The sequence below is a fragment of the Amycolatopsis sp. WAC 04197 genome (assembly GCF_003947475.1).
Taxonomy (GTDB): Bacteria; Actinomycetota; Actinomycetes; order Mycobacteriales; family Pseudonocardiaceae; genus Amycolatopsis; species Amycolatopsis japonica.
The window spans coordinates 703,493-730,382 of record NZ_QHJK01000004.1 but is presented as its reverse complement, the minus strand read 5'-3'; the positions used below and the strand labels follow the sequence as shown (position 1 = coordinate 730,382).

The 26,890-nt window shown below is 68.0% G+C and carries 25 protein-coding genes; 10 read left to right on the top strand and 15 right to left on the bottom strand.

Annotated features, from left to right (window positions below):
* The first annotated feature begins 107 nt into the window (after positions 1-107).
* The 5 genes from DMC64_RS20300 (at position 108) to DMC64_RS20280 (ending at position 6,036) form a co-directional block, all read left to right on the top strand.
* A complete protein-coding gene (locus DMC64_RS20300) occupies positions 108-914 on the top strand; it encodes an enoyl-CoA hydratase/isomerase family protein (RefSeq protein ID WP_125734762.1) in 807 nt (268 codons plus the stop codon).
* On the top strand, positions 911-2,857 hold the full coding sequence (locus tag DMC64_RS20295) for an acetate--CoA ligase family protein (protein ID WP_125734761.1): 1,947 nt from the start codon (positions 911-913) through the stop codon (positions 2,855-2,857). The genes DMC64_RS20300 and DMC64_RS20295 overlap by 4 nt, the downstream gene beginning before the upstream one ends.
* Positions 2,854-4,098: an acyl-CoA dehydrogenase family protein gene (locus DMC64_RS20290; RefSeq protein WP_125734760.1), complete on the top strand. Its 1,245-nt coding sequence runs from the start codon at positions 2,854-2,856 to the stop codon at positions 4,096-4,098. Before DMC64_RS20295 ends, DMC64_RS20290 begins: the two co-directional genes overlap by 4 nt.
* On the top strand, positions 4,095-5,216 hold the full coding sequence (locus tag DMC64_RS20285; RefSeq protein WP_125734759.1) for an acyl-CoA dehydrogenase family protein: 1,122 nt from the start codon (positions 4,095-4,097) through the stop codon (positions 5,214-5,216). The genes DMC64_RS20290 and DMC64_RS20285 overlap by 4 nt, the downstream gene beginning before the upstream one ends.
* Positions 5,217-5,286: 70 nt before the next feature.
* Entirely contained in the window at positions 5,287-6,036 is a 750-nt protein-coding gene (locus DMC64_RS20280) for an IclR family transcriptional regulator (protein WP_158634235.1), read from the top strand.
* Between the two features lie 174 nt (positions 6,037-6,210).
* Here DMC64_RS20280 and DMC64_RS20275 read toward each other — a convergent pair whose 3' ends face one another.
* The 7 genes from DMC64_RS20275 to DMC64_RS20245 form a co-directional block, all read right to left on the bottom strand.
* The gene (locus DMC64_RS20275) at positions 6,211-7,383 is read right to left on the bottom strand and encodes an acyl-CoA dehydrogenase family protein (protein ID WP_125734757.1); all 1,173 of its coding nucleotides are present in this window, start codon (positions 7,381-7,383) and stop codon (positions 6,211-6,213) included.
* A 21-nt stretch (positions 7,384-7,404) separates the two neighbouring features.
* Positions 7,405-8,670 (bottom strand): acyl-CoA dehydrogenase family protein, encoded by a 1,266-nt coding sequence (locus DMC64_RS20270; RefSeq protein ID WP_125734756.1) that lies wholly within the window; start codon positions 8,668-8,670, stop codon positions 7,405-7,407.
* Between the two features lie 37 nt (positions 8,671-8,707).
* Positions 8,708-9,472 (bottom strand): SDR family NAD(P)-dependent oxidoreductase, encoded by a 765-nt coding sequence (locus DMC64_RS20265; RefSeq protein WP_125734755.1) that lies wholly within the window; start codon positions 9,470-9,472, stop codon positions 8,708-8,710.
* 20 nt (positions 9,473-9,492) lie between these two features.
* Positions 9,493-10,686 (bottom strand): thiolase family protein, encoded by a 1,194-nt coding sequence (locus DMC64_RS20260; protein WP_125734754.1) that lies wholly within the window; start codon positions 10,684-10,686, stop codon positions 9,493-9,495.
* The gene (locus tag DMC64_RS20255; protein WP_233629732.1) at positions 10,683-11,864 is read right to left on the bottom strand and encodes an acyl-CoA dehydrogenase family protein; all 1,182 of its coding nucleotides are present in this window, start codon (positions 11,862-11,864) and stop codon (positions 10,683-10,685) included. Before DMC64_RS20255 ends, DMC64_RS20260 begins: the two co-directional genes overlap by 4 nt.
* Before the next feature lie 61 nt (positions 11,865-11,925).
* The gene (locus tag DMC64_RS20250; protein WP_158634234.1) at positions 11,926-12,801 is read right to left on the bottom strand and encodes an ABC transporter permease; all 876 of its coding nucleotides are present in this window, start codon (positions 12,799-12,801) and stop codon (positions 11,926-11,928) included.
* Positions 12,798-13,583 (bottom strand): ABC transporter ATP-binding protein, encoded by a 786-nt coding sequence (locus DMC64_RS20245; RefSeq protein ID WP_233629731.1) that lies wholly within the window; start codon positions 13,581-13,583, stop codon positions 12,798-12,800. Before DMC64_RS20245 ends, DMC64_RS20250 begins: the two co-directional genes overlap by 4 nt.
* A gap of 188 nt (positions 13,584-13,771) precedes the next feature.
* Between DMC64_RS20245 and DMC64_RS20240 the strand changes: the two genes are divergently transcribed.
* Both DMC64_RS20240 and DMC64_RS20235 read left to right on the top strand, forming a co-directional pair.
* Positions 13,772-14,734, top strand: coding sequence for an LLM class flavin-dependent oxidoreductase (locus tag DMC64_RS20240; protein ID WP_158634233.1), 963 nt, complete (start codon positions 13,772-13,774; stop codon positions 14,732-14,734).
* A 9-nt stretch (positions 14,735-14,743) separates the two neighbouring features.
* Positions 14,744-15,619: a LysR family transcriptional regulator gene (locus DMC64_RS20235; protein WP_125734751.1), complete on the top strand. Its 876-nt coding sequence runs from the start codon at positions 14,744-14,746 to the stop codon at positions 15,617-15,619.
* A 207-nt stretch (positions 15,620-15,826) separates the two neighbouring features.
* Here the strand turns inward: DMC64_RS20235 and DMC64_RS20230 are convergent, their stop codons facing one another.
* On the bottom strand, positions 15,827-16,927 hold the full coding sequence (locus DMC64_RS20230) for an ABC transporter substrate-binding protein (protein ID WP_125734750.1): 1,101 nt from the start codon (positions 16,925-16,927) through the stop codon (positions 15,827-15,829).
* 170 nt (positions 16,928-17,097) lie between these two features.
* On the opposite strand from DMC64_RS20230, the gene DMC64_RS20225 reads away from it, so the two are divergent.
* Together DMC64_RS20225 and DMC64_RS20220 are read left to right on the top strand one after the other, a co-directional pair.
* On the top strand, positions 17,098-18,171 hold the full coding sequence (locus DMC64_RS20225; RefSeq protein ID WP_125734749.1) for an alcohol dehydrogenase catalytic domain-containing protein: 1,074 nt from the start codon (positions 17,098-17,100) through the stop codon (positions 18,169-18,171).
* Positions 18,171-19,673: an aldehyde dehydrogenase gene (locus DMC64_RS20220; protein ID WP_125734748.1), complete on the top strand. Its 1,503-nt coding sequence runs from the start codon at positions 18,171-18,173 to the stop codon at positions 19,671-19,673. The genes DMC64_RS20225 and DMC64_RS20220 overlap by 1 nt, the downstream gene beginning before the upstream one ends.
* A 677-nt stretch (positions 19,674-20,350) precedes the next feature.
* Here the strand turns inward: DMC64_RS20220 and DMC64_RS20215 are convergent.
* Complete coding sequence (locus tag DMC64_RS20215; protein ID WP_158634232.1) at positions 20,351-21,088, bottom strand: response regulator transcription factor; 738 nt, start codon at positions 21,086-21,088, stop codon at positions 20,351-20,353.
* A 379-nt stretch (positions 21,089-21,467) separates the two neighbouring features.
* Here DMC64_RS20215 and DMC64_RS20210 point away from each other — a divergent pair, with 379 nt between their 5' ends.
* Complete coding sequence (locus tag DMC64_RS20210) at positions 21,468-21,755, top strand: Scr1 family TA system antitoxin-like transcriptional regulator (protein ID WP_125734746.1); 288 nt, start codon at positions 21,468-21,470, stop codon at positions 21,753-21,755.
* A 143-nt stretch (positions 21,756-21,898) separates the two neighbouring features.
* On the opposite strand, the gene DMC64_RS20205 is transcribed toward DMC64_RS20210, so the two are convergent.
* The 6 genes from DMC64_RS20205 to DMC64_RS42705 all read right to left on the bottom strand — a co-directional run bounded on the left by DMC64_RS20205 (position 21,899) and on the right by DMC64_RS42705 (position 26,843).
* On the bottom strand, positions 21,899-22,144 hold the full coding sequence (locus tag DMC64_RS20205; RefSeq protein ID WP_125734745.1) for a hypothetical protein: 246 nt from the start codon (positions 22,142-22,144) through the stop codon (positions 21,899-21,901).
* A gap of 69 nt (positions 22,145-22,213) precedes the next feature.
* Positions 22,214-23,056: a hypothetical protein gene (locus DMC64_RS20200; RefSeq protein WP_125734744.1), complete on the bottom strand. Its 843-nt coding sequence runs from the start codon at positions 23,054-23,056 to the stop codon at positions 22,214-22,216.
* Positions 23,057-23,085: 29 nt separating this feature from the next.
* Entirely contained in the window at positions 23,086-23,577 is a 492-nt protein-coding gene (locus tag DMC64_RS20195) for a hypothetical protein (protein ID WP_125734743.1), read from the bottom strand.
* A gap of 31 nt (positions 23,578-23,608) precedes the next feature.
* Complete coding sequence (locus DMC64_RS20190) at positions 23,609-24,448, bottom strand: hypothetical protein (protein WP_125734742.1); 840 nt, start codon at positions 24,446-24,448, stop codon at positions 23,609-23,611.
* 41 nt (positions 24,449-24,489) lie between these two features.
* On the bottom strand, positions 24,490-26,112 hold the full coding sequence (locus DMC64_RS20185) for a PrsW family intramembrane metalloprotease (protein WP_125734741.1): 1,623 nt from the start codon (positions 26,110-26,112) through the stop codon (positions 24,490-24,492).
* A 59-nt stretch (positions 26,113-26,171) separates the two neighbouring features.
* Positions 26,172-26,843: a hypothetical protein gene (locus DMC64_RS42705; RefSeq protein WP_158634231.1), complete on the bottom strand. Its 672-nt coding sequence runs from the start codon at positions 26,841-26,843 to the stop codon at positions 26,172-26,174.
* Between the last annotated feature and the right edge of the window lie 47 nt (positions 26,844-26,890).

Here is a 26,890-nt window from a genome sequence, read left to right as displayed (position 1 = left end):
AGCCCTCCTGCGTCGATGCGTCTTTGCCCGGCGCCGAGGTCGTCGGTGAAAGTGGAAGCACCTTTCCGGAACGGGCGGGGAAGTGTCTCCGTGGACAGGAAGTGATCATGGTCGAACAGCACGTAGCCGTCGAACACCGGGGCCGGGTGGGCATCGTCTACCTCAACCGTCCCGAGCACCGCAATTCCTACACCCCGCTGATGGCGAAGCAGCTCCAGCAGGCCCTGGTCGATCTCGACGCGGACGCCGGTGTCAGCGTCATCGTGGTCACCGGGCGAGGCGAGCATTTCGGAGTCGGCGCCGACCTCGGCCTGGACTGGCGCGACGCGGACGCCCACTCGGTGGAATCGCTGACCGAACCCGACCAGGCACCGTGGAAGCTGGCCACGCCGATCATCGCCGCACTCAACGGTGACGCCATCGGGGTCAGCCTCACCTGGGCGATGCAGGCCGACATCCGGGTGGTCGCCGAGAACGCCCGGCTGGCGTTTTCGTTCAACCGCATCGGGGTGATCCCCGACCGTAACTCGCTGTGGCTGCTACCACGGCTGATCGGCTTCGGCCCGGCCATGGACCTCCTGCTCACCGGGCGCACGATCGACGGCGCGGAGTTCACCCGGCTCGGCGCCGCGACGCACTGCGTCGACGCCGGCGACGTCCTCTCCACCGCGCTCGCCCTCGCGGACCAGACGGCCGCACGGTGCGCACCCGCCTCGCTCACCGCGACGAAACGGCTGATGTACGAGTTCCTCGAGGACAACGACCGATTGCACGCCTACAACCGCGAACGGCGCACCCTCAACTGGATCCGCACGCTGGGCGAGACGGTGCGCGGCATCGCGGCGTTCAAGGAGCGCCGCGATCCGGACTGGGGGACCACCAAGCACCAGCGGATTCCCGCGGAACTGCGGTGAACGCGCCCGCGGTGGACCTCACCCGGCTGCTTCGGCCTCGCTCCGTGGCCGTGCTCGGCGCCACCTCCCGGGAGACCGGGCTGGGCAGCCGCACGCTGCGGCATCTTCGCGACGCGGAGTACACCGGTGAGCTGACGGTGTGCCGATCGTCCGACGAGGTGCCCGACGGTGTCGACATCACCGTGGTCGCCGTGCCCGCCCCGGCGGTCCAGGACGTCCTGGCCGGGATAGACGGACGCACGGGATACGCGGTCGTGTACTCGTCCGGGTTCGAGGAGCTCGGACGGCCGGCCCCGCGGATGACCGCCGGAACCCGGTTGCTGGGGCCCAATACGGTCGGTCTCTACTACGCGCCCTCGCGGGCCGTGGTGACCTTCGCGCAGGCCTTCGACACGCTCACCGAGTGCCGTCACGGCAGCGGTGCTTTCCTTATCTCGCAGAGCGGAGCGTTCGGCGTACGGCTCGTGCAGGCCGCGGCCCGCTACGGTCTGCACCTGGACGGGCTCATCGGCACAGGGAACGAAAGCGACCTCGAAGCCTGCGCCCTCGGCACCGCCCTGATCGCGTCACCCGAGGCGCCGCGCGTGCTGATGCTGTATTTGGAGAGCCTTCGCGATCCCGCCGGGCTGGACACGATGCTGACGGCCGCGAACGCCGCCGGGATCCAGGTCGTCGCGCTGCTGGGCGGGCTGACCGAGGCGGGGTCGTCGGCCGCGGCGTCGCACACCTCCGCGGTGAGCTCAGACCACGCGGTACTGGCCGAATTGTTCGCCTACCACGGTGCGCTGCTGGTGCGCGACGATCGTGAGCTGGTCCAAGCGGCCCTGGGGGCGTCGATGCTGGGACGGCGGGCGGGCACCCGGGTCGGTGTGGTCACCGGTTCCGGCGGCGCCGGGGTGGTGGCCGCCGACATCCTGGCGGCCCGCGGCCTGACCCTGCCGGAATTGTCGGCCGGATTGCGGCAGGAGCTGGCCGCGCAGCTGCCCGAGATCGCCTCCACCCGCAATCCCGTGGACGTCACCGCGCAGACGATCGGCGACAACGACGTCCTCGCCGGCGTATGCGGCACCCTGCGCGACAGCGGTGAGGTGGACCTCCTTCTGGTCATCGGCCGCGAAGATCAAGCCGACGCGGCCGGCGCCCTCACCGGTGCTTCGACACCGGCGGCGGTCGCCCTGCTCGACCGCGACGCCTCTGGTGTCCGTGCGCGGATCGAACGGGGCCAGGTGGTGCTGCCCGACCTGGCGACCGCCTGCACCGTGCTGGCCGCGGCCACCGCCGGAACCGGCGCGGGCGGTGGCGGGCTTCGTCCGGTCACCCTCGTCGGCGTCTCGGGAAATACACCCCCGACCGCTTCGGAAAGCCTTGCCCTGGTGGAAAAGGCCGGGATCGAAGTCGCGCCGTGGCGGCTGGTGTCCGGCGCCCCGGAGACACTCGGTTTCGGCGCCGCCGAAGGCTGGCCCGTGGTGTTGAAGGCCGATCTCCCGGCCGAGGTGCACAAGGCCTCCGCCGGCGGTGTCCGGCTCGACGTGTACGGCGAAACCGCGGCCGAGCACACGCGAGCCATGCTCGAGACGGGACACCGGGTCATCGCCGCGCGCCAGCTGCGCACTTCGCTGGAGTTGTTCGCCGGGGTGCGGCGCGACCCGCAGTGGGGTCTGGTGGTCAGCGCGGGGCTCGGCGGATCGAACATCGAGCTGCTCGACCTGACGGTCGCGGTACCGGCTCACCTGCCGGCGGAGTGGCTGGCCAGGCGGCTCGACGAGCACGTCTTCGGCCGGGTGCCAGGTCGTTACGAAGGTATAGCGCACCAGCTGGCGAAGATCGCCTACGCGCTCGCCGATCTCGCCGCCGAATCGGGCTTCGGCCTGGTCGAGTGCAATCCGCTGGCGCTGGTGGACGGCCGGATCGTGGCACTGGACGCGAGGGTGGTGGCCCGATGACCGCCGAGAGCCCGGCCGTTGTGCTCAGGAAATTCCTTCAGGCGACGCTGCCCTCCGAGTGGGCTGCCGCGGTCGAGGCCGGTCCCGCCGCGGTCCAGGAGTTCCTGAGCGGCCGCGCCGATGTGGGACGACTGGTCGGCATCGTGGCCGAGGCGGGCTGGTTGGCCGCGGAGTGGCCGCCTGAGTACGGAGGCCTGGGTCTGAGCGCCGCGGAGGCCGTTCCGGTCCGCCAGGAACTCGCGCGCTGGAAGGTCGGCACGGTCGAGAGCGCGATCGGTACGGGCTGGATCGGACCGGCCTTGATCCGGTACGCCGCACCGGATCTCGCCGAGGAGGTGCTCCCGCCGATCGCGCGGAACGAGGCGTTGTGGTGTCAGCTGTTCAGCGAACCCGAGGCGGGCTCCGACCTGGCCGCGGTGCGGACCCGGGCGGAGCGCACGGCCGATGACTGGCTGGTCAACGGGACGAAGATCTGGACCAGCCGGGCGGACAAGGCGTCATGGGGCCTCGCCGTCGTGCGCACGGACGCCGACGTCGCCAAGCACGCGGGATTGACGTGCCTGTGCGTCGACATGGCGGCCGCCGGGGTCTCGATCCGCCCGATCCGGCAGATGACCGGGGACGCCGAATTCTTCGAGGTGACCTTCGACGACCTGCTCGTCAAGGACCGCTACCGCGTCGGCGAACCGGGCCAGGGCTGGGAGATCGTGCGCGCCGTCCTGGCGCTCGAGCGGATCGCCGGTTCCGGAGCGGGCGCGGCGACACCGGGTTCGATCGTCGGCCGGTCCGTCGCCGAACTCGTGTCGGACCACCTGCCGGAGGCTTCGGCGGCCGAGCGGGAGGCGATCGTCCGCCTGTGGGTCGAGGAGGAGGTCGTCAAGCTCAACAACCAGCGTAACGCGGAGCTACGGGCGCAAGGGTTGCCACCGATCGCCAAGGGCACGCCGTTCAACAAGGTGCTGCAGGCCGAGCACACCAAACGCCTGCAGCGCCTGTTCCTCGAACTCGGCGGGGCGCGGCTGCTCGCGCACGAGCGGGATGACGACGCCGCGGCCTACGACGTCTGGGCCTACCTCCGCGTCCAGCCCAAGACGATCGCGGGCGGCACTTCGGAGGTGCTGCGGGACCAGATCGCCGAACGTGGGCTGGGACTGCCGCGCGAGGCCGATCCCAGCAGGTCGGGTACGTGGCGTTCCTTCGTGACAGGCTCGGCCGGCGACAGGAACGGGGAGAAGCGATGAAGGTTCCCGACCAGGATCAGCTCGACTACCTCGCGTCGCTGACAGCGCTGTTGTCCCGCGCCGAACCGGTCGCCGGCCTGCCCGGCGAACCCGCCGACCGCCGCTTCGACGAGCGCCTGTGGCGTTCGATCGCCGGCACCGGCGCACTCGGGTTCTTCGCGTGCCCGCCGGAGGAACAAGACCCCTTCACGGCCGTCCTGGTGGCCGAATGCCTCGGCTCATTCGCCGCGCCGTTGCCGTTTTTGTCGTCCGCGGCGCTGGCCTCGGCGTTCACCGCCGTCCTGCCGCGAACCGATGCCACGGCCGAGCTGTCGGCCCGGTTGGCGGACGGGACGCGTATCGCGACGGTCGGGTTGCTGGGCCCCGACGGCGAGGTGACCGCGGAGCCGCGGGACCTGCGGGCGGCGCGGGCGGCGGACGGCTGGACGATTTCCGGAAGCCTGCCGTTCGTACTCGACGCCGACATCGCCCACGAGGTGCTGGTGGTCGCCGATGACGGGACGGGGCAGGCGGCTTTCTCCCTGGTCCTCGACTCGCCTGGGATCGAGAGGCGCGAGCTGGTCTCCCTCGACCGCACCCAGCCCCTCTCGGCGCTGCGACTCGACCGGGCCCGAGCCGTCACGTTGTGCCCGCCCGGCCCTGGGGTGACCGGAGCGGTCGCCGCCGCCCGGCGCGCCGGAACCGCGGTCCTGTGCGGTGATCTCGTCGGCGCGGCGCAGCGGCTGTTGGACCTGAGCGTCGAACACGCCAAGGTGCGGGTGCAGTTCGGACGCGCGATCGGCAGCAGGCAGGCGATCAAGCACAAGCTGGCCGACATGCTGATCCGCGTCGAGTCGGCGCGGTCGGCGGCGTACCACTTCGCCGGTGAAGCCGACTCGACCGAGAGGGCGGCCGCGCTGGCCAAGATCGTCTGCTCCGAGGCGGCTGTTTCCTGCGCCCGTGACGCCTTGCAGATCCACGGGGGAATCGGATTCACCTGGGAACACCGCCTGCACTGGTATTTCAAGCGGTGCACCGCGGGCGCGGGTCTGCTCGGCACTCCGGCGCGCCACCGCGAGACCCTGCTTGACCTGTTGGCATCCGGACTCCACTCAACTGAATTGTCTTTCACTCGATGAAATGCCGGTGGTATGCTTTCGCGCTGAGGTGGCCGCGCTCCGTAACGGCCGCACGACGCAAGGACGGACTGTGGCCGACGGCTCGATCACCCGCACGCTGCGCGTGCTGACGGCTGTATGCGAAGAAGGCCCGCAGACGCTGAAGACACTGAGCGAGAAGACCGGCCTCAGCTCGCCCACGCTCCTGCGCACGCTTCGCCTGATGGCGGACGAAGGCTTCGTGACGCAGCAGCCGGACCGCACCTGGCGGGCGACGATGCTCGTCTGGCGCCTGGGCCACGCGGTCAATTCGACCATCGGCGTCGCTTCGGTGGCGCGAGGCTACACCGAGCGGATCACGCACGAGGTCGACGAAAGTTCGGTGTTCGCCGTCTACGAGAACGATCAGGTCACCTATTCCGCGCGCAGCGAGCCGGCGAAACCCGTCCGGGCGCATATCCGGCCGGCCCGCAGCTACAAGCTGCCGACCACCGTCACCGGCCAGGCTGTGCTCGCCTTCCTCCCCGCGGATCGGGTCGACGCCGCGATCGACGGCTACCTCGCTTCCGACGAGCCCGGATTCGCTTCGGAGGACGAACTCCGGGCGCGGATCGCCGAAGCGCGAGAGCGCGGATACGCCTGTGGCGGCAGTGTCCGGTGGCCCGACGTGTGGGCGGTGGCCGCGCCGGTGTTCGGGCCGCAGGGCGAGCCGGTCGGCGCGCTCGGCGTATCCATGCCCACGGCGAACCTCCCCGACGACCCCGATACGACGATCGCGGCGGTCGTGCGCGCCGCCTCGGACATGACCGCCGAACTCGGCGGACGCGTCCGGGTGTTCTGAGCGCGCGACACCGGGTGCACCGCTGCCCGCAGGCGACACGTCCAAGCCTCCCTCTCCCGAGGACGGCAAGACGCGTGGTGAAGGGGCCTTTCCGCGCGTGCGATGGGGGCAAAGTTCCCTTCGCCTCGCTGATCGCCCCCGAGCACCGGTCCGTGAAGGCACCTCGCGGTCCCGTCAGGACGGCCGCTCACCCGACAGGTCCAGCGAGCGGGCGATGATCGTCTTCATGACCTCGCTCGTGCCGCCGTAAATGCGGCTGACTCGCGCATCGGCGTACATCCGGCAGATGTCCTGTTCCCACACGTAACCGTAACCGCCGTGCAACTGCAGGCAGGCGTCGACGACCCGGCCGTGCAGCTCGGTACAGAACAGCTTCACCTTGGCCGCTTCGACCGCGCTGAGCGCACCTTCGTCGTGACGCCGCATGGCGCGGTCGAGAAGCGCTTGCCCGGCCGCGACCTGGGCGGTCAGGTCGGCCAGGACGAACTTCGTGTTCTGGAAGGTCCCCAGCGGTCTGCCGAAGACGTTCCGCTCCCGGACATACGCGCACGTCGTCTCGATCGCGGCCACTGATTGCGCTTGGGAGTTCACCGCGATCGACAGCCGTTCCTGTGCGAGGTTCGCCGACAGATAGGTGAACGCCCGCCCCGGCTCCCCCAAGACGTTTTCCCGCGGTATCTCGACGTTTTCAAAGAAGAGCTCCGTCGTGTCCTGGGTGTGGAGCCCGAGTTTCGGCAATTTTCTGCCGCGGCTGAATCCCGTCATCCCCGCTTCGACGACGACCAGGGTCAGCCCGTCACGGCGGTTCTCCGCACTGTCCGACCGAGCGGCCACCACGACGAGGTCGGACTGGCTGCCCCCGGTGATGAACGTCTTGGCCCCGCTGAGCAGATAGCCGTCGGCGGTGGGTTTCAGCGTCGACCGCATGCCCGCCAGATCCGATCCCGTTCCCGGTTCGGTCATGGCGATCGAGCTCATCAGCTCACCACTGGCCATACCCGGCAACCACCGTGCCCGCTGCGCGCTGTCGGCGAGGCCGAGGACGTACGGGACGACGACGTCGGTATGGACACGCATCGATCCCATCGCGACGCGTTCGTAGGCGACCTGTTCGGTCACGACACAGTTGAACCGGAACCCGTCCTGTCCCCCGCCGCCGTACTCGTCGGGGATCTGCAGGCCGAGCAGCCCCAGTTTCCCGGCGGCGAGATAAGCCGAGCGGGGAAGCGCGCCCTCGCTCTCCCACTCCACCAGGTTCGGCGCGATCTCCTTACGCAGAAAGGCGGAGACCACCTCGGCGAGCGCTTCGTGCTCGGCGTCGTAGACATCCCGCTCAACGATCGGCATCGGCTTCGACCTCCCGGGCGGTCACGACGCGCGCTGGCTGGCGCGGACGCCGAGCACACGGGCGCCCAGCATGTTGCGCATGATCTCGGCGGTGCCGCCGCCGAGTGAGAGGCCACGGCCGTCGCGTAGATAGCGTTCGATCGGCCATCGCTGCGAGTAACCCCGCGCGCCGTGCAACTGCAGCGCGGTGTTGGTGACTCGCTGGACCATCTCGCTGCTGTGCAGCTTCGCCATGATCGTCTCGGTCTGCGCCGGGAACCCGTAGGGCTCGGTCCGCGCGGCCCGCCACAGCAACACCCGGGAGAGGTGCACGTCCATCGCCATGTCGGCGACCTTCCATTGCAACCCTTGGAAATCCGACAGCGGCCGGTCGAACTGCCGCCGTGTGGTCAGGTGCCCGATGCTGGCATCGAGCGCGGCCTGGCCGAGACCGGTGCACATCGCGGCGTTCCCGCAGCGTTCCGGGTTGAACTGGTTGACCAGGACCTGCGCACCACGCTTGCTCTCGGCCTCCGGCCAGACGAGGACGTCCTCCGGCGCGATCGGCACGTCGTCGAACCGGAGCGTGCACTCGGCGACCCCGCGGATGCCCATTTTGGGGTCGACCTCGACCTCGCCGAAGTCCTTCAGCGGACCGTCGAGGATGACCGCGCCGATGCCGAACGGTCCGGCGCTGCCTTCGATCCGGCAGAACACGATCGTCGTGGTCGCCTCGCGTCCACCGGTCACCCAGCTCTTGACTCCGCTGAGCCGGAAGCCTTCACCGTCCTTGCGCAGCACCGCCCGCAGGTCGGTGCCCGCGCTCCCCGCGCCGGGTTCGCTCATCGCGATGGCGAAATGCCGCGTTCCCCTGGCGACGTCAGGAAGCAGACGATCGCGCAGCTCCGGCGTCCCGAGCACGCTGACCGCGCGCCAGGGCCCGTTGAGGAACGGCTGAGCGGCCATCGCGCTGGAGAGACAGGCCCTGGCCAGCTCCTCGACCACGACACAGCCGGTCAGCAACGGCTCGCCCTCGCCACCGAACTCCTCGGGCACGCAGAGACCGAGCAGCCCGGCTTCGCGGATCGCGTCGAGCGACCGCCTCGGGAACTCCGCGTGTTCGTCCCAATGAGCCGCCCACGGCCGCAGTTCGGTGGTCGCGACTTCGCGGGCGAGGCGGCGGACTTCCCGCTGTCTCGGCGTGAGCTCGGCCCACAGTCCCTCGTGCTCGGGTTCCGGGTCCAGCCCCACGGGGTCCCAGACGTCGCGGGTGTGGTCGAAAAAGCTCTCGTCGGCGTCGACAGTCACTACGATCGTCCTGCTTTCTTGGTCTGGTGGGTGGCTCTCACCGCGGCGCCATGCGGATGGCGCCGTCCAGCCGGATCACTTCGCCGTTCAGCATCGGGTTGGCGATGATGTGCGCGGCGAGACCGGCGTATTCGGCCGGATCTCCGAGGCGTGCGGGATGCGGTACCGACTCCGCGAGACGTTCGCGCACGGGCTCGGGAACGCGGGCGAGGATCGGGGTGTCGAACAGCCCCGGCGCGATCGTGCACACCCGGACATGCCGGCGCGCGAGATCTCGCGCGGCGACGATCGTCATCCCGACCACACCGGCTTTCGATGCGGCGTAAGGGGTTTGCGCTATCTGGCCTTCCCAGGCGGCCACGGAAGCGGTGAGCACGCAGACGGCGCGCTCACCGTTTTCGTCCTCGTTGCGGACCATCGCGGCCGCGGCGAGGCGCAGGACGTTGAAGGTGCCCAGCAGGTTCACGCCGACGATGTCGGTGAAGTTCTCCAAGGAACCCGGGGTACCGTCCTTCTCCACGACCCGCACCGGTCCGCCGCGGCCCGCGCAGTGCACCAGGATCCGCAGCGGCGCGAGCCCGACGGCGACGTCCACGGCCTCGGCGATCTGACCGGCGTCGGTCACGTCGGCCGGAACGAAAGTGGCGCGCTCGCCGAGACCGGACGCGACCTCCTTGCCCGCGGATCCCGGCAGGTCGACCAGCACGACGTGGGCGCCGTCGGCGACGAGACGTTCGGCCGTGGCCTTGCCGAGGCCAGAGGCGCCGCCCGTGACGAGCGCCGAGTTTCCGGTGATTCTCATGGTTTTCTCCTCGGTCAGGTTCAGGAAAGCCGTTCGACCACCGTCGCGTTGGCCATCCCGCCGGCCTCGCACATGGTCTGCAGACCGAGCCGCCCCCCGGTCCGCTCGAGGTGGTTGAGCATCGTGGTGAAGATCCGGCAGCCGGACGCGCCGAGCGGATGGCCGAGGGCGATCGCGCCGCCACACGGATTCACCCGGCCGAGATCCACGCCGAACTCCTTGGCCCAGGCCAGGGGAACCGAGGCGAAGGCCTCGTTGACCTCGAACACGTCGATGTCGCCGAGCTCCAGCCCGGTCCGGGCGAGCACCTTCCGGGTGGCCGGGATCGGCCCGGTCAGCATCAGCTCGGGATCGTCGCCGCAGACCGCTCCACCGAGCAGTCGCGCGCGGGGCGTGAGACCGAGCCGGTGCGCCCGCTCTTCGGACATGAGCAGTACGGCCGAGGCGCCGTCGGTCAGCTGAGAGGAATTGCCTGGCGTGACGGTCCATTCGTGACCGGGAAGACGCTCGGTGTACGGCTCCTTCCGGAACGCGGGCCGCAGGGCGGCGAGCTGCTCCAGAGAGGTTCCCGGCCGGATGGTTTCGTCGGCGCTCACGACCATGCCGTCGTCGAGGGTGACGGGGACGATTTCGTTGTCGAAGCCGCCGGAGGTCGCCGCCGCGTGCGCGCGCCGGTGGGAGGCGAGGCTGAACTCGTCCTGGGCGGGTCTGCCGATGCCGTAGCGTTCAGCGACGCGCTCGGCCGCCACGCCCTGCGGGACCAAGGCGGGGAAACGCGCCTTGACGGAGGGTCCGGCCGGATCGGCCGTGCCGCGCGAGCTGCCCATCGGGACGCGGCTCATCGACTCGACCCCGGCGGCGATCACGACATCGTTGACCCCGGCCACGATCGACTGGGCGGCGAATTCGATCGCCTGCTGCCCGGAGCCGCATTTGCGTTCGAGGGTCATCGACGGGACGTGAGCGGGGAACCCCGCCGCGAGCCACGCCATCCGCCCAGGGGTGGCGGACTGTTCTCCCGACTGGCTGACACAGCCGACGAGGACGTCGTCGACGGTGCCCGGGTCCACTCCGGTCCGGGCGAGCAGCGAGGTCAACGTCTGGGCCAGAAGCTCGACCGGATGCAGTGAATGCAGGGCGCCCCCGGGTTTTCCTTTGCCCATCGGGGTGCGGACCACGTCGACGACGACCGCGGGCGTGCGGAGCTCGGTCATTTCCCACCCCGCTGGTCGAACGTGCGGCCCAGGAGTTCGGCGGCGATCCGCACGCGCTGGATGTTCGGGGTACCTCCGGCGAGGGCCCAGCCGTGAGCGTCACGGTGCATCCGCTCGATCCCGTACTCCTCGGTGTAGCCGTTGCCGCCGTGCAGCCCCATGGCGAGATCGGTGACGCGCTTGGCCATCTCGTTGGCGGCGCATTTGGCCAGGGACACTTCGAGCGTGTCCAGTTCGCCGGCGTCGGCACCCGCCACCGCCCGATCACGCAGCAGCCGGGCCGATTCGACCTGCAGCAGCATGTCGGCCAGCGTGAGCTGGACCGCCTGGAACTCGGCGATCGGCCTGCCGAACTGGACTCGTTCCCGGACGTAGGCGATCGTCTTGTCCAGTGCGGCCTGCCCCAGCGCCAGGCTCATCGTCGTGTTGCCCAGCCGCTCCAGCGAGAAGTTGCCGAACAACCTTCGGAAACCGTCCGGCGGTTCGACAAGGACGTTGTCGCGGGGAACCTCGACGTTGTCGAGGATGACGTCGGCGGACGGGATGCCGCGGAAGCCCATCAGCCGTTCGCGAGGGCCGTAACTCATCCCGGGACGATCGGCCTCGACGATCACGGCACCGATCCCCCGGGAGCCCGGCGTGTCCGTCATCCGCGCGTAGATCAGGTAGAGCTCGGCCTCCCCGCCGCCGGAGATCCAGCGTTTACCGCCGTTGAGCACGACCTTGTCACCGTTGATCACGGCGCGGGTGGTCAGGTCGGTCGCGGCCGATCCGGCGTCCGGTTCCGAGATCCCGATGGCCATCGTCAGCTCCCCCGCGATGATCCGGGGCAGATAGCGCCGGCATTGATCTTCGGTGCCGATCCGGCTCAGGTGCTGTGCGGGGCCGACGTTCGCTTCGAAGACCTGGAAAGCGGCCGGCGGATAGACCTTGGCGAGTTCTTCGACCACGGCCAGCGCCTGGCGGAACGTGCCGCCGGCACCTCCGTAGCGCTCCGGCAACGCGATACCGAGCCAGCCGAGCCCGGCGAGAAAGCGCCTCTCTTCGATGGGCAGGAGCCGTCGCTCACGGTCCCACTCTTCGGCGAAGGGCGCGTAGCGTTCCTCCGCGACTTGGCGAGCGACCTTCACCAGGTCGGCGATGTCACCGTCGTCGCCCCGCCGGGCATAGTCGATCAATCGTCTTTCCTTTGCTGACAGGGCGGAACGCAGCGCGGTCCGCCGGTACGGGGCCGGCCTTTCACCTGGTCTGGTCGAATTCACCCTCCGACCAGCGCACCAGCCGGGAGCCGAGGAAACCGATGACCGCGCTGAACACGACACCGAGGATCGAGATCAGCACGACGCCCACGTACATCCGCTCGGGAACGAACAGTTCCCAGGCATGCCAGGTGTAATAGCCGAGCCCCTCCTGGGCGTTGACGAACTCGACGGCGATGGCCAGCAGCATCGATATGCCCGAAGCAAGGCGCAGGCTCGACACGATCTGCGGAAGGCTCGCCGGAATGATCAGCCACCGGAACCGCTGGCTCCAGGACAGGCCGTAGGAACGAGCCGCTTCGTGCAAGGGCGTGGGGATCATCATCGCCGCCGACAGCGTCGTGAACGCGACGATGTAGAAGGTGCCGAGCGAGATGAAGATCAGTTTGGGTGTCTCGCCGAGGCCGAACAGCAGCAGCAACAACGGCAGGATCGCCAGTTTCGGGATGACGTAGAGCGCGCGGATCAGCGGTTCGATCAGCCAGCGCAGGAAGGTGAACTGGCTCAGGGCCAGGCCGACGACGATGCCCGCCACCGAGCCGAGCGCGTACCCGGTCAGCAGTCGCACGGTGGTGATGCGGGTTTCCGTCCACACCAGGCCGCTCGCCGAGTCGGCGAGGAACCGGTCCAGCACCGCGGACGGCTGGCTGAAGAACCTGGCGTCGATCCAGCCCAGCCGCGCGCTCAATTCCCAGGAGACCACCGCCAGCACCGGGATCAGCGCACCGAGCGAGATCCGCAAGATCAGGTCGCGGCGTGCCTGCGCGGCGGGGGTGCGGCGTCGCGCCTGGGGCCCCTGTACGACCCACTCCCCCTCGGTCGTGGACCCGGTCCGGGTTTCGGCGTCGGTACTCACTTGCGTCCTCCTTGGACCTCGCCGCGAAGCCGGTCCCATATCTGTTCTTCGAGCGCGACGAACTCCGGCGACTTGCGTAGATCCGGGGTGCGGGGGTGGCCGAACGGGACGTCGTAGACCTCTTCCACCCGGCCCGGGCGCGCGGTCATCAACGCGATCCGGTCCGACAGCAGGATCGCCTCGTCGAGGTTGTGGGTGACGAAGAAGACGGTGTAGTCGCGTTCCTGGCAGATGCCGAGCAGCTCCTCCTGGAGCACTTTGCGCAGCTGCGCGTCGAGCGCGGCGAACGGCTCGTCCATCAGCAGCACCTCGGGTTCGAGCACGAACGCCCTGGCCAAGGCGACTCGCTGTTTCATGCCGCCGGAGAGATGCGAGGGGTATGCCTTCTCGAAGCCGGTCAGCCCGACGCGGGAAATCCATTCGCGGACCCGGGCGTTCGACTCCGCCCGCGGCACCTTGGCCGCGTCGAGGCCAAGCCGCACATTGTCTTCGACGGTGCGCCAAGGAAAAATGCTGTACTCCTGGAACACCGGTGCCATCAACGGCCGCGCGCCGTCTTCGCGTAGGACGCCGGCACTGCCTCCGGTCGGCCGCTGAAGCCCGGCGAGCACTCGCAACAGGGTCGACTTGCCGCAGCCGGACGGGCCGACCACCGAGACGAACTCCCCCTTGCCGACGGTCAGGTTCAGCTCGTCCAGTGCCTGGACGTCCTCGCTGCCACGCCTGCGGTAGCTGTACGAGAGCGACTCGACGCGGATCTTCGGGGTGAGGGTGACACTCACGTCTCGGCCTCCTTCCGACATCTTCGGCGGAATTTCACTCATTGGAATCCAGTTTCACTGAGATGAAGGATGACTCTTCGGGCCACACACTGTCAAGGGTCCGAGACCGAGCCTTGCCTCGCGAGTCCACGTGGCGTATAGCTGGAAACTCTCGCGCGTTCGCGCATCGATTTCCTTCCGGAGTCCACATGAGACTGTGCGTCAACTGGCTGCCCGTGCGGCGGGAGCTGACCCGAGCCGTCGCCGAACGAGCCGAGGCCGCCGGCCTGTGGGGCATGGGTGTCGGCGACTCCCCGCATTACGGTGAGCTGTATTCGGCGTGCGCGGACGCGCTCGCGGCGACCTCGCGCCTGACCATCTCGACGAGCGTCACGAATCCGGTCACTCGCCACCCTTCGGTGCACATCAGCGCGGCGAGGTCGTTCCAGAACGCCTACCCGGGCCGATTCCGGCTGGGCGTCGGACGCGGCGACTCCGCCGTCCACACGTTCGGGCTGAAGCCCGCGCCCCTGAAGGATCTGCGCGGCACGATCGAAACGATCAAGCACGATGTCCCGGACGTCCCGGTCCTGGTCGCCGCGAGCGGCCCGGCCACGGCCCGGCTCGCCGGTCGCGTCGCCGACGGAGTCATCGCCGGCGTCGGCGCGGACCGCGGAGCCCTGCGCATGATCACCGAAGAAGGCACCGCGGCCCAGCCGGGCCGAGGCACGCCGTGGCAGGTCTGGGCGTCGGTCCGGCTCGCCGTGACCCAAGACGAGGCGCACCGCACGAGCCTGCGGCGGCGAATGCTCCCCCGGGCCATCAGCGCGGCGCATTTCGCGTTCGCGTCCACAATGGCCGGAAAGAACGTGCCGCCGGACTTCGCCGACGTGCTGACGCGGCGGTTCGCCGCCTACGACTACGACTGGCACGGCCGGTCCGGCGCGACTCCGAACGCCGCGCTGTTCGCCGACCGTCCCGACGTCGAGGACTACCTGCTCGACCGGTTCGTCGTCTGCGGGACCGCGGAGGAATGCCGCGACCGGTTGCTCAAGCTGGCCGACGTGGTGGACGGGATCTATCTTTCCCTGCTGTTCGAGGAGGCACTCGACCAGTTGCCGCTGATCGGCGCCCTGTTCGGCGCGGCGGAGCTGACGGCGCCCGGGCAGTAACCTTCCTTTATGGACCTGCGCCTGATGCGGTACTTCCTCGCGGTGGTGGACCACGGCGGAGTGACCCGTGCGGCGACGGCGCTCTACGTGGCCCAGCCGTCACTGTCGCAGGCGATCCGCAATCTCGAAAGCAAGCTGGGCGTCGAACTGTTCGATCGGACCGGTCGCGGCATGACACCGTCAGCGGCGGGCCGGGCGCTCGAGCCCGTGGCCCGGCGCGTCCTGGCCGACGCCGAGGAGGCGCGGCTGCGCGTGCTGCGGGTCGCGAAACTGGAATCGGGCCGGCTCACCGTCACCACGATGTCGACGTTCGCCATCGCCCCCCTGGCCGGGGCACTGACGGAACTACGTCACCGGTATCCCGGAGTGCAGGTCCACGTGCGGGACGGCGCGACTCCCGCGGGCGTGCTGTCAATGGTGCGTAGCGGCGAAGCCGAACTCGGCCTTCTCGAGCTCCCGGTTCAGGAAACCGCGCTCGCCGTGCGCTCACTGGGTTCGGAGGAACTGGTGCTGGCCGCCCCGGAGTCGTTCGACAAGACTCTGCCCTTCCGGGTGACGGTGGCAGACCTCGCACGGCTGCCCTTCGGCGTGGTGACCAAGGACGTCCTCGGCACCCAGCCGAGCGCGGAAAGAATGGCCCCGCTGGTAGGCGAGGTGCGCTGCCGGTGCGCACACCGCCAGCTGCTGTGGGAACTGGTGGCAGCCGGGGCGTTGTGCACCTTCGCGCCGCGCCGGGTCGCCGAGGTCATGCTTCCCGGTGTCGCCTTGCGCCCGGTGGAACCCTTGTTGTCCCGCGAAGTCGGTCTCATCCACCGCACGGCGGACCTTTCCCCGGCCGGCCGGGCCCTGATCGAGATCCTGGTCGCGAGTGGCGATTCGGGTTGAAGCCAACCGTGGCTTGAGTACCCGCCGCGGGCACAAGTGGCGTTTCCGGATTTCGCCGACGGTCCGGCATCGGCTCAACGACGCGACGCGAAAGCCACTTTCGGGACATCAGACGTCTCGAAAGTGGCTTTCGCGACACCACTCCACCCCCTGCCCGACGTGGTCGACGAGCCGTACCGGCCTCCCCACCTTCGCGTCACCTCTCGGCTAAGGCTGGAACCAAGCACGCGAGCACGTGCGAGCCGAATCGGCCACGCTGGTGTCGATGAGCCGCGAGGCAGGCAGGGCTTCCTTGTAGTCGAGAGCGTTCTCCTTGAGGAAGAAGGCCTGCAGGTCGTCGAGGAACTTGTCGGCACCCGCCATGCTGAGGTCGGGATCGAAGACCAGCGGTTCGGTCTGCTGGATGACCGACGCGTCGACTTCGAGGGCCTTCGTCAGCTGCGTGACACTCTCGGGCTGCTTGCGGTAGTCCCCGACGAGATACTTCTTGACGGTCTCGCTGATGACCTGCGCGAACTTCACCGCGATCGCCGGGCGGTCGAGCAGCTTCGGACCGGCGATGATCGACGTTCCGGTGACTCCCGGCGGGTAGGTCGCGATACGACGCAGCCCGGCGGTCTTACTCGCCTCGATCTCTCCCGGGGAGGCGATCCAGGTCGCGGCCACGGCCTTGTTCTTGAGCGCCGCCAAAGCGTCGGCGCCGACCAGCCTGGTGATCTTCACATCCGGCAGCCCGAGACCGCCCTGGGCCAGCGCGTCGCTCAAGATCTTGCCGCTGATCCCGGTGCCCGACGTCTGCGAACCGATCGTCTGGCCACGCAGCTTCGCGAAATCGGGTTGCGCCCCGGTACCCACCACGTCTTCCCGAGCCCAGAATCCCGGCAGGACGGCGTCGTCACGGGCCTGAGGCTGGGTGTCCAACGGCAGGATCCACTTGACATCGACACCGCCGCTCACCGCGTTGAACTGCGCCGACGAGTACGAGGTCACCTGCGCGTCAGCCTTCCCCTGAGCCACCAACGGCACCGACTCCGCCGCGCTCAGACGCTGGACGGTGACGTTCAATCCGGCTTTCTTGAAGGCGCCGTCCTGAATCGCGAGCAGCACCGGAGCGAAGACGGCCAGGTTCGAACTGACGGTGAGGGTGATGTCGCCCGTCGTCTCGGCCGTGGGACAGGCGTCGGCTCCAGCCGCCCCCGCGTCACCGCCACTCGAGGCCGATTCACCACAGGCCGACACCCCGGCCGCGAGCAGCGACAGGAGCGCGGCCAGTGACCCGCCCCTGATCAGCATTGATCTCTGTCGCATGGAGCACCTCGGTAGTTTCACTCAGTAGAATTGACTTTCAATGAGCCTAAGTGATGGAGCCCACTTCAAGCAAGACTTCAGCAAGCTGCAATATTACTGAGTAAAATGTGATTTCGCTGGAATGAATCACCTGATAGTGTTGGCCGCCGTCACCCAACGACGGGAGCGATATGCGCGGACTGGTATGGGACGGCTCCGAGCTCGCCTTGGTGGACGATCTGCTGCACCGCCCACCCGGACCCGGTGAAGTGGTCGTCGAGATCGCCACAGCGGGGCTGTGCCACAGCGACCTCAACCCAATCGACGGCAAGATCACCCAGGAAGTACCCGTGGTGCTCGGTCACGAAGCCGTCGGCCGGATCGTGGAGCGCGGTCCCGGTGTCCGGCTCCCGATCGGCACCCGGGTCGTGCTGTCGGTGTTCCGCCCGTGCGGGGCCTGCGAGCACTGCCGTGCCGGGCGCCGCACCGCCTGCCGCCGCACCGCCGAGCCGGCAGCCACCCCGTTCAGCCGTGACGGGCTCCCCGTCCAGCAGTTCGTGCGGACCGGCGCCTTCGCCGAACGCACCGTCGTCTCGCAGTCCCAGGCCATCCCCATCCCGGAGGAGCTACCCGACGCCGAAGCGGCCATGCTCGGGTGTGCGACCGTGACCGCGTTCGGCGCGGTGGAAGAACGCGCTCGCGTGCGACGGGGTGAAACGGTACTGGTCGTCGGCGCCGGTGGCATCGGCCTCAACGTCGTGCTCGCCGCCCGTGCCGCGGGCGCGGGCCGGATCATCGTCTGCGACCGGAACCCGCGCAAACACGACATCGCCGTCGCCTGTGGAGCCACCGACTTCTTCGTCACCCCCGAGGCCTCCGATGTCGCGAAGGCTTGCCTTGACACCGTCCCCGACGGGGCCGACGCGGCGTTCGAATGCGTCGGCCGCGCCGATCTGCTGAACGCCACCATCGCGTCGCTCGGCTGGGGCGGGCGGGCGGTGATTGTCGGGCTGCCGTCCGCCGACACCGAGCTGTCGCTGCGGATCCGGTCCCTCTTCCACGACAAGGCGCTCCTGGGCTGCCGGATGGGCTCGGTCGATCCCCGGACGGCGCTACCCGAACTGGCACGCAGGGCCCTGGCCGGAGAATTCTCCCTGACCCCACTCGTCACACGAGTAGCCCCGCCGTCGGAGGCCGGTGATCTGATCGCCGACCTGCGGCGGGGCGAACTCGAACGCGGATTCTTCGACCTCAGAGGTGTTTGATGACCCACATCCGCGTGCCCGCACGCGTCGGCGGCGACGAGATCTTCACTCCGGACACCTACACAGTGCTCGACCCCACTACCGAACTGCCGATCGCCGAGGTCGCCGAATGCGGCGCCGACCTTGCCGGTGAGGCGGCCGAAGCCGCCGCCGCGGCGAGTCCCACGTTCGCGGATCTGCCGCTGTTCACCCGCAAAGCGATCCTCGCCTTGACCGCGGACCGTCTCGACGCGCGACGCGAAGAGCTGATCGAACTCGCGGTCGCCGACACGGGCGCGCGGACCGCGGTCGCCGCGGAGGTGCAGGTGGGCCGCGCGATCGACCGGCTCCGTTACTGGGCCGCGCAAGGAGAAGACCGTCTCGTCCTGCCCTCACCGGACCAGCGCGACGGGATCGGTGCCACGATAGAACGGACCCCGGTCGGCGTGGTCGCCTGCATCAGCCCGTACAACTTCCCCTTGCTCGCCATGGTGGGCAAGGCCGCGCCGGCCTTGTTCGCGGGCAATACCGTGGTGCTCAAGCCCGCGCCGCAGGATCCTCTGCTGGTCGCCGCGCTGTCCGATGCCCTCACCCTCGCTTTGCGTGAGCTCAACGCCCCGGCGGGTGCGGTCAACCTCGTGCTCGGTTCCGGAGCCGAAGCCGGCGCGGCACTGGTCGCCCATCCCGCTGTCGGAGCCGTCAGTTTCACCGGCAGCACCGGCGTCGGCATCGACATCTACCGCAACGCCGCCCCCGGCATGAAGCGCCTGCTTCTCGAACTCGGCGGCAAAGGAGCGGTCATCGTCCGCGAGGACGCCGACGTCGACCAAGTCGCCACCGCCGTCTCGCGCACCTGGACCGTCCAAGCCGGACAGGTCTGCCTCACCCCCGCCCGCATCCTCGCCGACGCGAAGGTGCACGACGCCCTCGTCGACCGCCTGCTGACCCTACGGGCGGACCTGCGCCACGGTGACCCCCGGCATCCGGAGACGACCGTCGGCCCGCTCATCAGCGCCGCACAACGCGAGACCGTGACCCGGCTCGTGGACACCGCGGAGCACGAAGGCTGTGAGGTCCATCGGAAAGCCGACCTTCCCGAAATCGGGTTCCACCATCCGGCGACCCTGGTGACCGGCTGCTCCCCGGAAAACACGCTGATGCGGGAAGAGGCTTTCGGTCCGGTCCTGTGCGTGATGCGGACTTCCGGCGACGACGAAGCCGTCGAAGCCGCGAACAGCACCCATTACGGCTTGTCCGACTACATCTTCAGCGACGACACCGATTACGCCCGGCGTCTCGCACGGCGACTGCGATCCGCCCAGATCGGCATCAACACCGTCGCCCGCCACCCCGACGCTCCGTTCGGTGGCAACAAGGCCAGCGGGCTCGGCCGCTCCGGAGCGACGTTCGCCCTCGACTCCTACACCGACCTCAGGACCGTGACACGGCCGAGCGACCCTGAGCCAGCGAAACGAGACCCTTCGACGGCTGAAACAGGGAGGCGCGAGGAGCTTCCTGCTTGAACACCGATAACCCCCCCATCGGATCCGGTTACATTGCCGTACAACAGTTGTTGACGGCCAACAGGGCCGATCACCACAACGGTAACGGTGCGATCGTTGTCCGTATTGGTGCGAGCCACCACTTCGGTTTGCACGTCACGGCTTCCGCTGCTTCGACGTTGCGAATGTGAAGTCGGCGCCGGCGGGATCATGGAGAACGAATCCCGTCCCGTATGGACCGCCGTGGCAGACGGCTGAGCCCGACCCGTCTCATCGGAGGTATGCGAGTCTCAGCGGCCGCACTGGACAGACCTGGTGGCGGTGATGGAGCGCACCGTTCCTGTTCAACACTTCCTGACTGGTGGGCTACAGGCGCGCTGGCTGTATCGGCCGACCGGCTCGCGCCGTGCAGGCCGCGCTCTCTCTGTTCATCACCGATCAGGTCTTCCCCACTCAACCGGCTCGTCGCCTATCGAGGGACAAGTCAAGGTGGCAGGAGCAGGCTTGTCGGCGAGGCCGGGTTACGAAGCCGCTTTCCCGGCTTCACCAAGGAGCCTGGGCCGAGGACCGGCACCGGCCAAACCACATTCGCCCACCTCTCGGGCAGACGACGAGAGAGCCCGTCACGTCAAGTCGGCGTTTCTCTCCGCGAGCGCGAACACAGGACCCCTGTTTCTCTCGCGAGGATCCGCATCGCGTCAGGACTCGATTTTTCTTACGGTCGCGGCGATCTGCTCAGGTTGCCTCAGTTGACCGACCCCAGAACCATGCAGCTTCAGCCCTTTGCCGTAGACGGTGTGCAGGAAACGCGGCCTACCCGCGACCTCGCCCATTTTTTGACGAAGTCTGGTGATATAGGTGTTGACATTGAGTCTTCCGGGGCTGTGCTCGCCCCACAGGGCCTTCTGAAGTTCATGCCGACCGAAGGTATACCCAGGGCGCCTCGCCAAGGCGAGCAGAAGGTCGAACTCGCGTCCGGCGAGTTCGATGATGCGGCCGTCCAAGGTCACCACCCTGCCCACCGGGTTGATACGAAGCGCACCGATAACGATATCCGCTCCCACCGGCAGGTGGTTTTCCTGCCTGCGAATCATCGCCCTGGCCCGAGCCAGCAGTTCGACTCCGGCCACGGTCGACGGCAGACATTCATCGGCACCCGCATGAAATATTTGCACTATATCGGCCTCTTTCTGATGACCCGTCAGGACAAGGATCGGTTTCGATCCATACGCAAGCAGCTCCTTGACCGCCGCCGTCACTCTCCCTCGACTAGCGACCTCCAAATTCATGATCACGCCAGCATGCTCGCCGCCCTTGATTGCGAATTTTGCCTCCCTCACCGACAGTGCACGATCGACCAGGAAAGTTCGCTGGAGGATTGTAGCCACCCTGCTTGCCGCTGCGACGTCATCACTCAAGACCAGAACCATGTCCATAGAGCAGATTATGAACCGAATTCGGGCCGGCGGCAAAAAATCAGACTCCCCGGCGCGACATTTTCTTGATGTCTGCCCGATATTTTGCCACAGAGCGTCCTTTCGGGCACTTTCGATGCCGATTGGCAAGCATGCCGGAAACTTTGCCATCCACGTCCGCCTGATTCCATCCTATCATCGGGATGGATATTTTACCGACCCGGCAACGGGGAACTGCAGAGTAAAGACAAGGGCGGACCCCATGACACTCCTCGGCACAGGGATCAGGTCGGCCGCGCAGGGCGCTCGACCAGTTCCCAGAAACGGAATTACTGGTTGGTTATGAACCACCCCGATGAGTCCCGGCCCAATACTCTCGAGTAGAACCCGGTCGGGCCAGGTGCCCACAGCCAAAGAATCACCCCTTTTGGGGTGTTCACCGCTGCCGCACTGCCACGTGCACATCGTCCCGTCCGAGAGTCTCGATGAAGGCTTTCAAACCGCGTTCGGCTTCTTCGAGGATTACGACGGCAACTCCGTCCTCATCGTTCACACTGTCACCGCGATGTTGGTCCTGGAAGCAGTGGAAGACATGGCACCGTATTCGCGGAGGTTGCACGAACTCCACGAGTCCGCCCTCAGCGAGAAGGGCTCCACGGAAATGATCAACTCGGTGGCACTTCTGTGAAATGAAGCAGCACCTCGGAGATGCAGCCAGAGGTGTTCACCGGCACCTACTACTTTTCGATGCGGCACCCCTCCCTCGACTTCCCCGCCTTCACAGCGGGGTCTGCCACGGCCGTTCGATCGCGATACCGCTCGTCGTTTCCCTCAGCCGGGGACGAGATGGAACACCGCGTCTCCGGCATCGCCCGGGGACCGTTCCAGACAGGCGCGGTCCAGCGTCGGCAGGTCGTCGGTGAATCCGGCGAAGCGATAGGCGATCTCCATCAGCCGGTTGCGTTCAGTGCGGCGGAAGTCGCCGACGATGTGCGCGCCGGCGGCGCGTGCGGAGTCCGACAAGCCCAGCAACGCGGCCGGCACCAGCCAGTCCACCCGGCACGAAGTGGCCATCATACGCAAACGTCAGAGGCCCGGTGACCGATGTCGTGCTCTTCGAGACGGCTCCGTTCGCCTTGTCCTTCATCAGAAGCTGCCGCTGCCGTAGTTGCTCGAGGGAGCGCCGTGGTACTTCGACCAGATAGGTGGATCACTCGGGTCGTGAGGACGCGGGGTGATCACTTCGCCGGTGAGCCGTGCCCATCCCCATGCCACGGTCTCGTATTTCTCCTCCAACGCGCGAGCGGTCTCCTGCGCCCAATACACGCCGGTATAGCGATGTTCGGCCCGTTCCGCGGTCAGCGCGGCATGGACCTCCTGCACGGTGTGCTTACCGCCACCTCCGGCGTCCAGGCTCATCAGATAGATCCAGAAGCTGCGGCGCCCGCCTGGCTGCGTGCGAATCTCATAAGCCCACACCGGACCGGACACGTCGGCGATGGCCTCCGCACGCTTCTTCCTGGCCTGCTCATCTTCTCGCCGTTTGCGCTCCTTCTCCCGCATGGCGTACTCCTCCAGGTACGCGGGAAGATCATCCATGCTCTTCTGGTGGTCCGCGAGAGCGGTGGCGAAGTCCGACCGGAGGCGCGCGCTCGCCGCGTCATAACCCTTTCGCAGCAACCAGTTCCGCCGCGCGTACTTGATCCGCCACCACAGACCACCCCGAAACGGCGCCCGCCGGTGGAGGCTGACGGCTTCCTCACGTTCCTGCAGGGTGTGGATCTCCGCCAGCAGTCGGCGCGTCGCCGAACACCAGCGATCCCGGTCCTCCCGGCCGGCTCTGACGACTCTGTCCAGAGTGGAGTACGACGAACGGGAGACCTCGGCGCACAGCAACCGGCTGTGCTTGCTCAGTTCGGCCCCGATCACGTTGACCGTCCAGCCGCCCAACAGGCTTCCGAGGTCGGTGACATAGAAGTCGAATTCCATTGTTCCTCCTTGCGGCATATTGACCGCCGTCAGTCCTCTCCGCGCAACCAGAACGCATCCTCGTCGGCGAACTCGGGCGAGGCGACGATACGTTCGATGAAGTCCACGGCCGGGTGCCCGCGAAGTTCGGAGACCGTGGCACCCACGACGTCGAGTGCCCGCAGGTCGGCCGCCTGTCGCGCGTACTCGGCCGGGTCGACGTAGAACACCAAGCCGCGCCAGAATGTGGTCTGTGATCGGGTTGTGCGGCCTGCCAATTCGGTGTTCGGCGTCACCGTGTAGTCGGCGAACATGGCCGCTTCCAGCCGGGCCTGCCGCTCGGTGGTGATCTCATCGAGTCCTGTCGTCGATCGAGCGCGGTCGTGGACCGGCTGACCGATGTCGGGAACGAATGACACTGTCACCATTCTGTTGAGCAGAACGTCCCAGATGCCCTCGTGGAGCACGGCTTGAGGGCCATCCACTTCCCAGCGCCGAGAACGCACTTCCACCGGGTAGTCGGCTTTGGGAGTCACCTGCACGGTGCCACCTTCTTCCTGCTCGTCACCGCGATCAGGGCCGCAGCCGCGCGCGCATCGAACGCACCCGCTGTTCCAGGTCCTGTAGGTCGCCGAAGTGCCGGCGTTGCCAGGCGATCGTCCTGTTCCCCTGCCGTCCGGACGTGGCCTTTCGGTAGCGGTCCAACCAGTCGCCGGCTCCGGCGAGATGCTCCCGCATGACGTCCGGCGGGACGCCACGCTCGCTGAGCCAAAGCAGTTCCTGCAGCCGGTTGTGGTATTCCAGGACCGCGTTCTGATTGATCGTCAACACCCCGCTCTGGTTGAACGCTCGCTTGTAGCCCAACGGCGAGTTCCGTGTCGGTGTGACGATCTCGCTCGGCGGTGGGCCGTCAGGGAAGCGATTCGGGTCGAAGAGTTGGCCGATGTGTCCGAGTTCGTGTTCGAGGTCCAGGTAACGCATGCCTGGTCGAAGCCTGAACTCGAGGTCGGTCCTGAGCGTTTCCCCCTTCAACCCGACGAAGCGCCGGATCGCCACCGAGGGGTCGCTCTCGACCGCGACGATCGTGAAGCCCATCGCCTTCACTCTTGCGGTCTCGGCTGCGAAACCGGGGTGGTCCTCCATCCGTACCGTGCCATGCGCGATCGACTCCGGTGTCGGGTCGATGCCGGTCTTGGCGCCGGTACCGACTTTCCCGTTGGTCCCGCCACGGGCGTAACTGAACGCGGCATGGCCGGCGGCCACGGCGAGAGCGGCGGCCACCGCGACAGCGGAGCCGACCGCCGGATAGATGCCGCCGCAGCCGTCGTCTCCCGTGGAGCCAAGGGTGTTGACGAGGCCACCTGTGCACCGGGCTGCCGCTGTCGCGGGGGTGAGCAACAGTACGGCGAGCACGATGGTGACGACGTGCCCGACCCTCCGGATCGTTTGACGCATCAGCGGTCCCGTCCTGTGCGGATTTCGTGGCCGGCCTTGAGGTCGTGGATGCGCCGCCGCAGCTCGGGGAAGTCCGCCTCCGCCCGGTCGGGGTCCTGACGTGCCTGGTGCCAGTGACACATGCCCAGGTCGAGTTGGGCTTGGTACAGGCGGGACAGCCGGCGATAAGCAAGCGGCCCACCACGCAGGAAGGCGTCGACAAGGGTTCGGAACCGGCGTGCGGGATCGAGCAGCACCGGCAGTTCGGCGACGGTGACCGCGTCGTGCCCACTGTTCGCCTCGTGCCGGAGTTCGATGGCGAGCGCGGCGCTCTGGTAGCGCAAGCCGCGGCGCAGCAGCACCAGGTACATCACCAGGAGCGGACTGAGCAGCAGCAGAACCAGGAAGGGCAACACGACCATGGCGAACACCGGCTCGCTGACCCGGAACATCAACGGCAGCAACGAGATCAGGCTGTTGTACAGATAGTGGCCGCAGATCGCGGTCAGCAGGCCGCACCCGATCACGGCGAGCCTTGTCCTCGGGTTCCGCGTCTGCCGGGCGGCACCGATCGCCGCACCGACCAGCGCCGAGAAGGCCACATGCATCAGCATGATCCCGACCACCTGCCGCAGCCAGTGCTGATAGCCGGCGCCGCCCGTGCCCGGGGCGGACATGTACAACACGGTTTCGAAGAAGTTGAACCCCAGGCCGACACTGGCACCGACGACGAGACCGGACACCAGGTCGGCGACCCACCGCCGCGCCACGACGGCGATCAGCAGCACGCCGACGCCCTTGGCCAGTTCCTCGAAGACGGGCACTTTGACACCGTCGATGATCGCGACGAACCGGTTGAGGCCCAGCAATTGATCGCTCAAGGAGTCGAGCAGGACCGGCAGCGCCAGTCCGTATCCGACGGCCACCGCCGAACCCCAGCCGAATCCGGCGATCAGGATCCGGAAAGGCATCCGCCGATGGCGTTGCATCCGATGCACGGCCCAGAGCGCGATCGCCGTCGTGGGCAGCGAGAGCAGCGACGCGGACACCAAGTCCGCCCCGCTCTCGGCTCTCGCGTGGATCATCTTGATCAGGAGCGCGATCGGCGGCAGACCGCACGCGAGTGCGATCCACAGCTGGCTGTTCCTGTCCCGTCGCCGCAGTCGCTCACCGTCGGCGGCACGGCTGGGGTGGAGCCGGTCGCCGCCCAGGATCAGGCACACCAGCAGCAGGGCACTGAGGCCGGCGTTCATGTTCGCGGTGACCATCTCCGACACCTGGTACTCCGGCTGGGCCAACTGCACGGCCGCCACCAACAGATGGAAGGCGGACAGCGTGGCCAGCGCCGCTGCCATGACCACTAGGGCGCGCGTCACCGGCGCGTCGGGGGTGGCGAGCCAACGATGACGCACCGCTCGGTACAGGACGATGAGCATCAGGAGCCGGATGACCACCAGGAATACGGCGGCGAACGACCGGGACCGCGTGCTCGCCGCGGCTCCGAAGCTCTCGGAGAACGCACCGGCCTGAATCTCCAGTGCCGGTTTGGTCAGGAACAGCAGAAACGGCACCAGAGCGAGGACGCCACCGATCACCGCGCAGATCACCAAGATCCGCCGGTGCGGGTCAGATTCGTACCCCACCCTCTGCCCGACCCTCTGCCCGGCATTCGTGACGCGGGAATCACCCACGAGTTCCCGGCTCACGACCGACGCACCCCTTCCGGCGACCGAGACCGCCGACCGTTCCCCCGCCGAACGCGGCCGACGAAGGGCTGTGCGTCGCGCACGACCCCGAGCACGCGCGCGCCCACGGCGACCAGCAGCGAGGTACCACCGATCCACGCGGAAAGGGTTCCGTCCGACACGGCGCCGGCAGGCTGGGTCGCGACCGCGCCGTCGGGGTCGTAGACGACGTCCAGCCGGGCACCCTCACCGGCGGCGCGGTAGGACAGAGACACGTTCTCCTCGCGTTCGTCCCCGCAGGCGAGGCGATGGTCGTAGTAGGTCTCCGTCGTCGTGCTCCAGTGCTCCCCGTCATAGGTCCGGATCGGCACGCGACGGGTCTGGATGTCGAGCACCGTGCAGGACGTGCGGACGCCGCGTTCGGCCAACGCCGCGTCGTTCACCCCCTCCCACGCCGCGAAAGCGGCGATCACCGTGGCCGCCGCCCCCGCCATGACCCACCCCGGAGCCGCGGCGAGGAGAATCGAGGTCAGCCAGAGCACCAAGCCGACGCCGAGCAGGACCCCACCCAGCACGCGCGACGAGTGCGCGCACAGCCAGGCCCCGGCCAACGACGACGCGACCACGAGTACCGGCTGGACCACGGCGATGACCGATTGCGGCACCGGCCCACCGGGGTGAAGCCTCATGCGTTCGTCCTTCGTCTTGAGGCCGTCACGTGCGTCGGCCTGGGGAC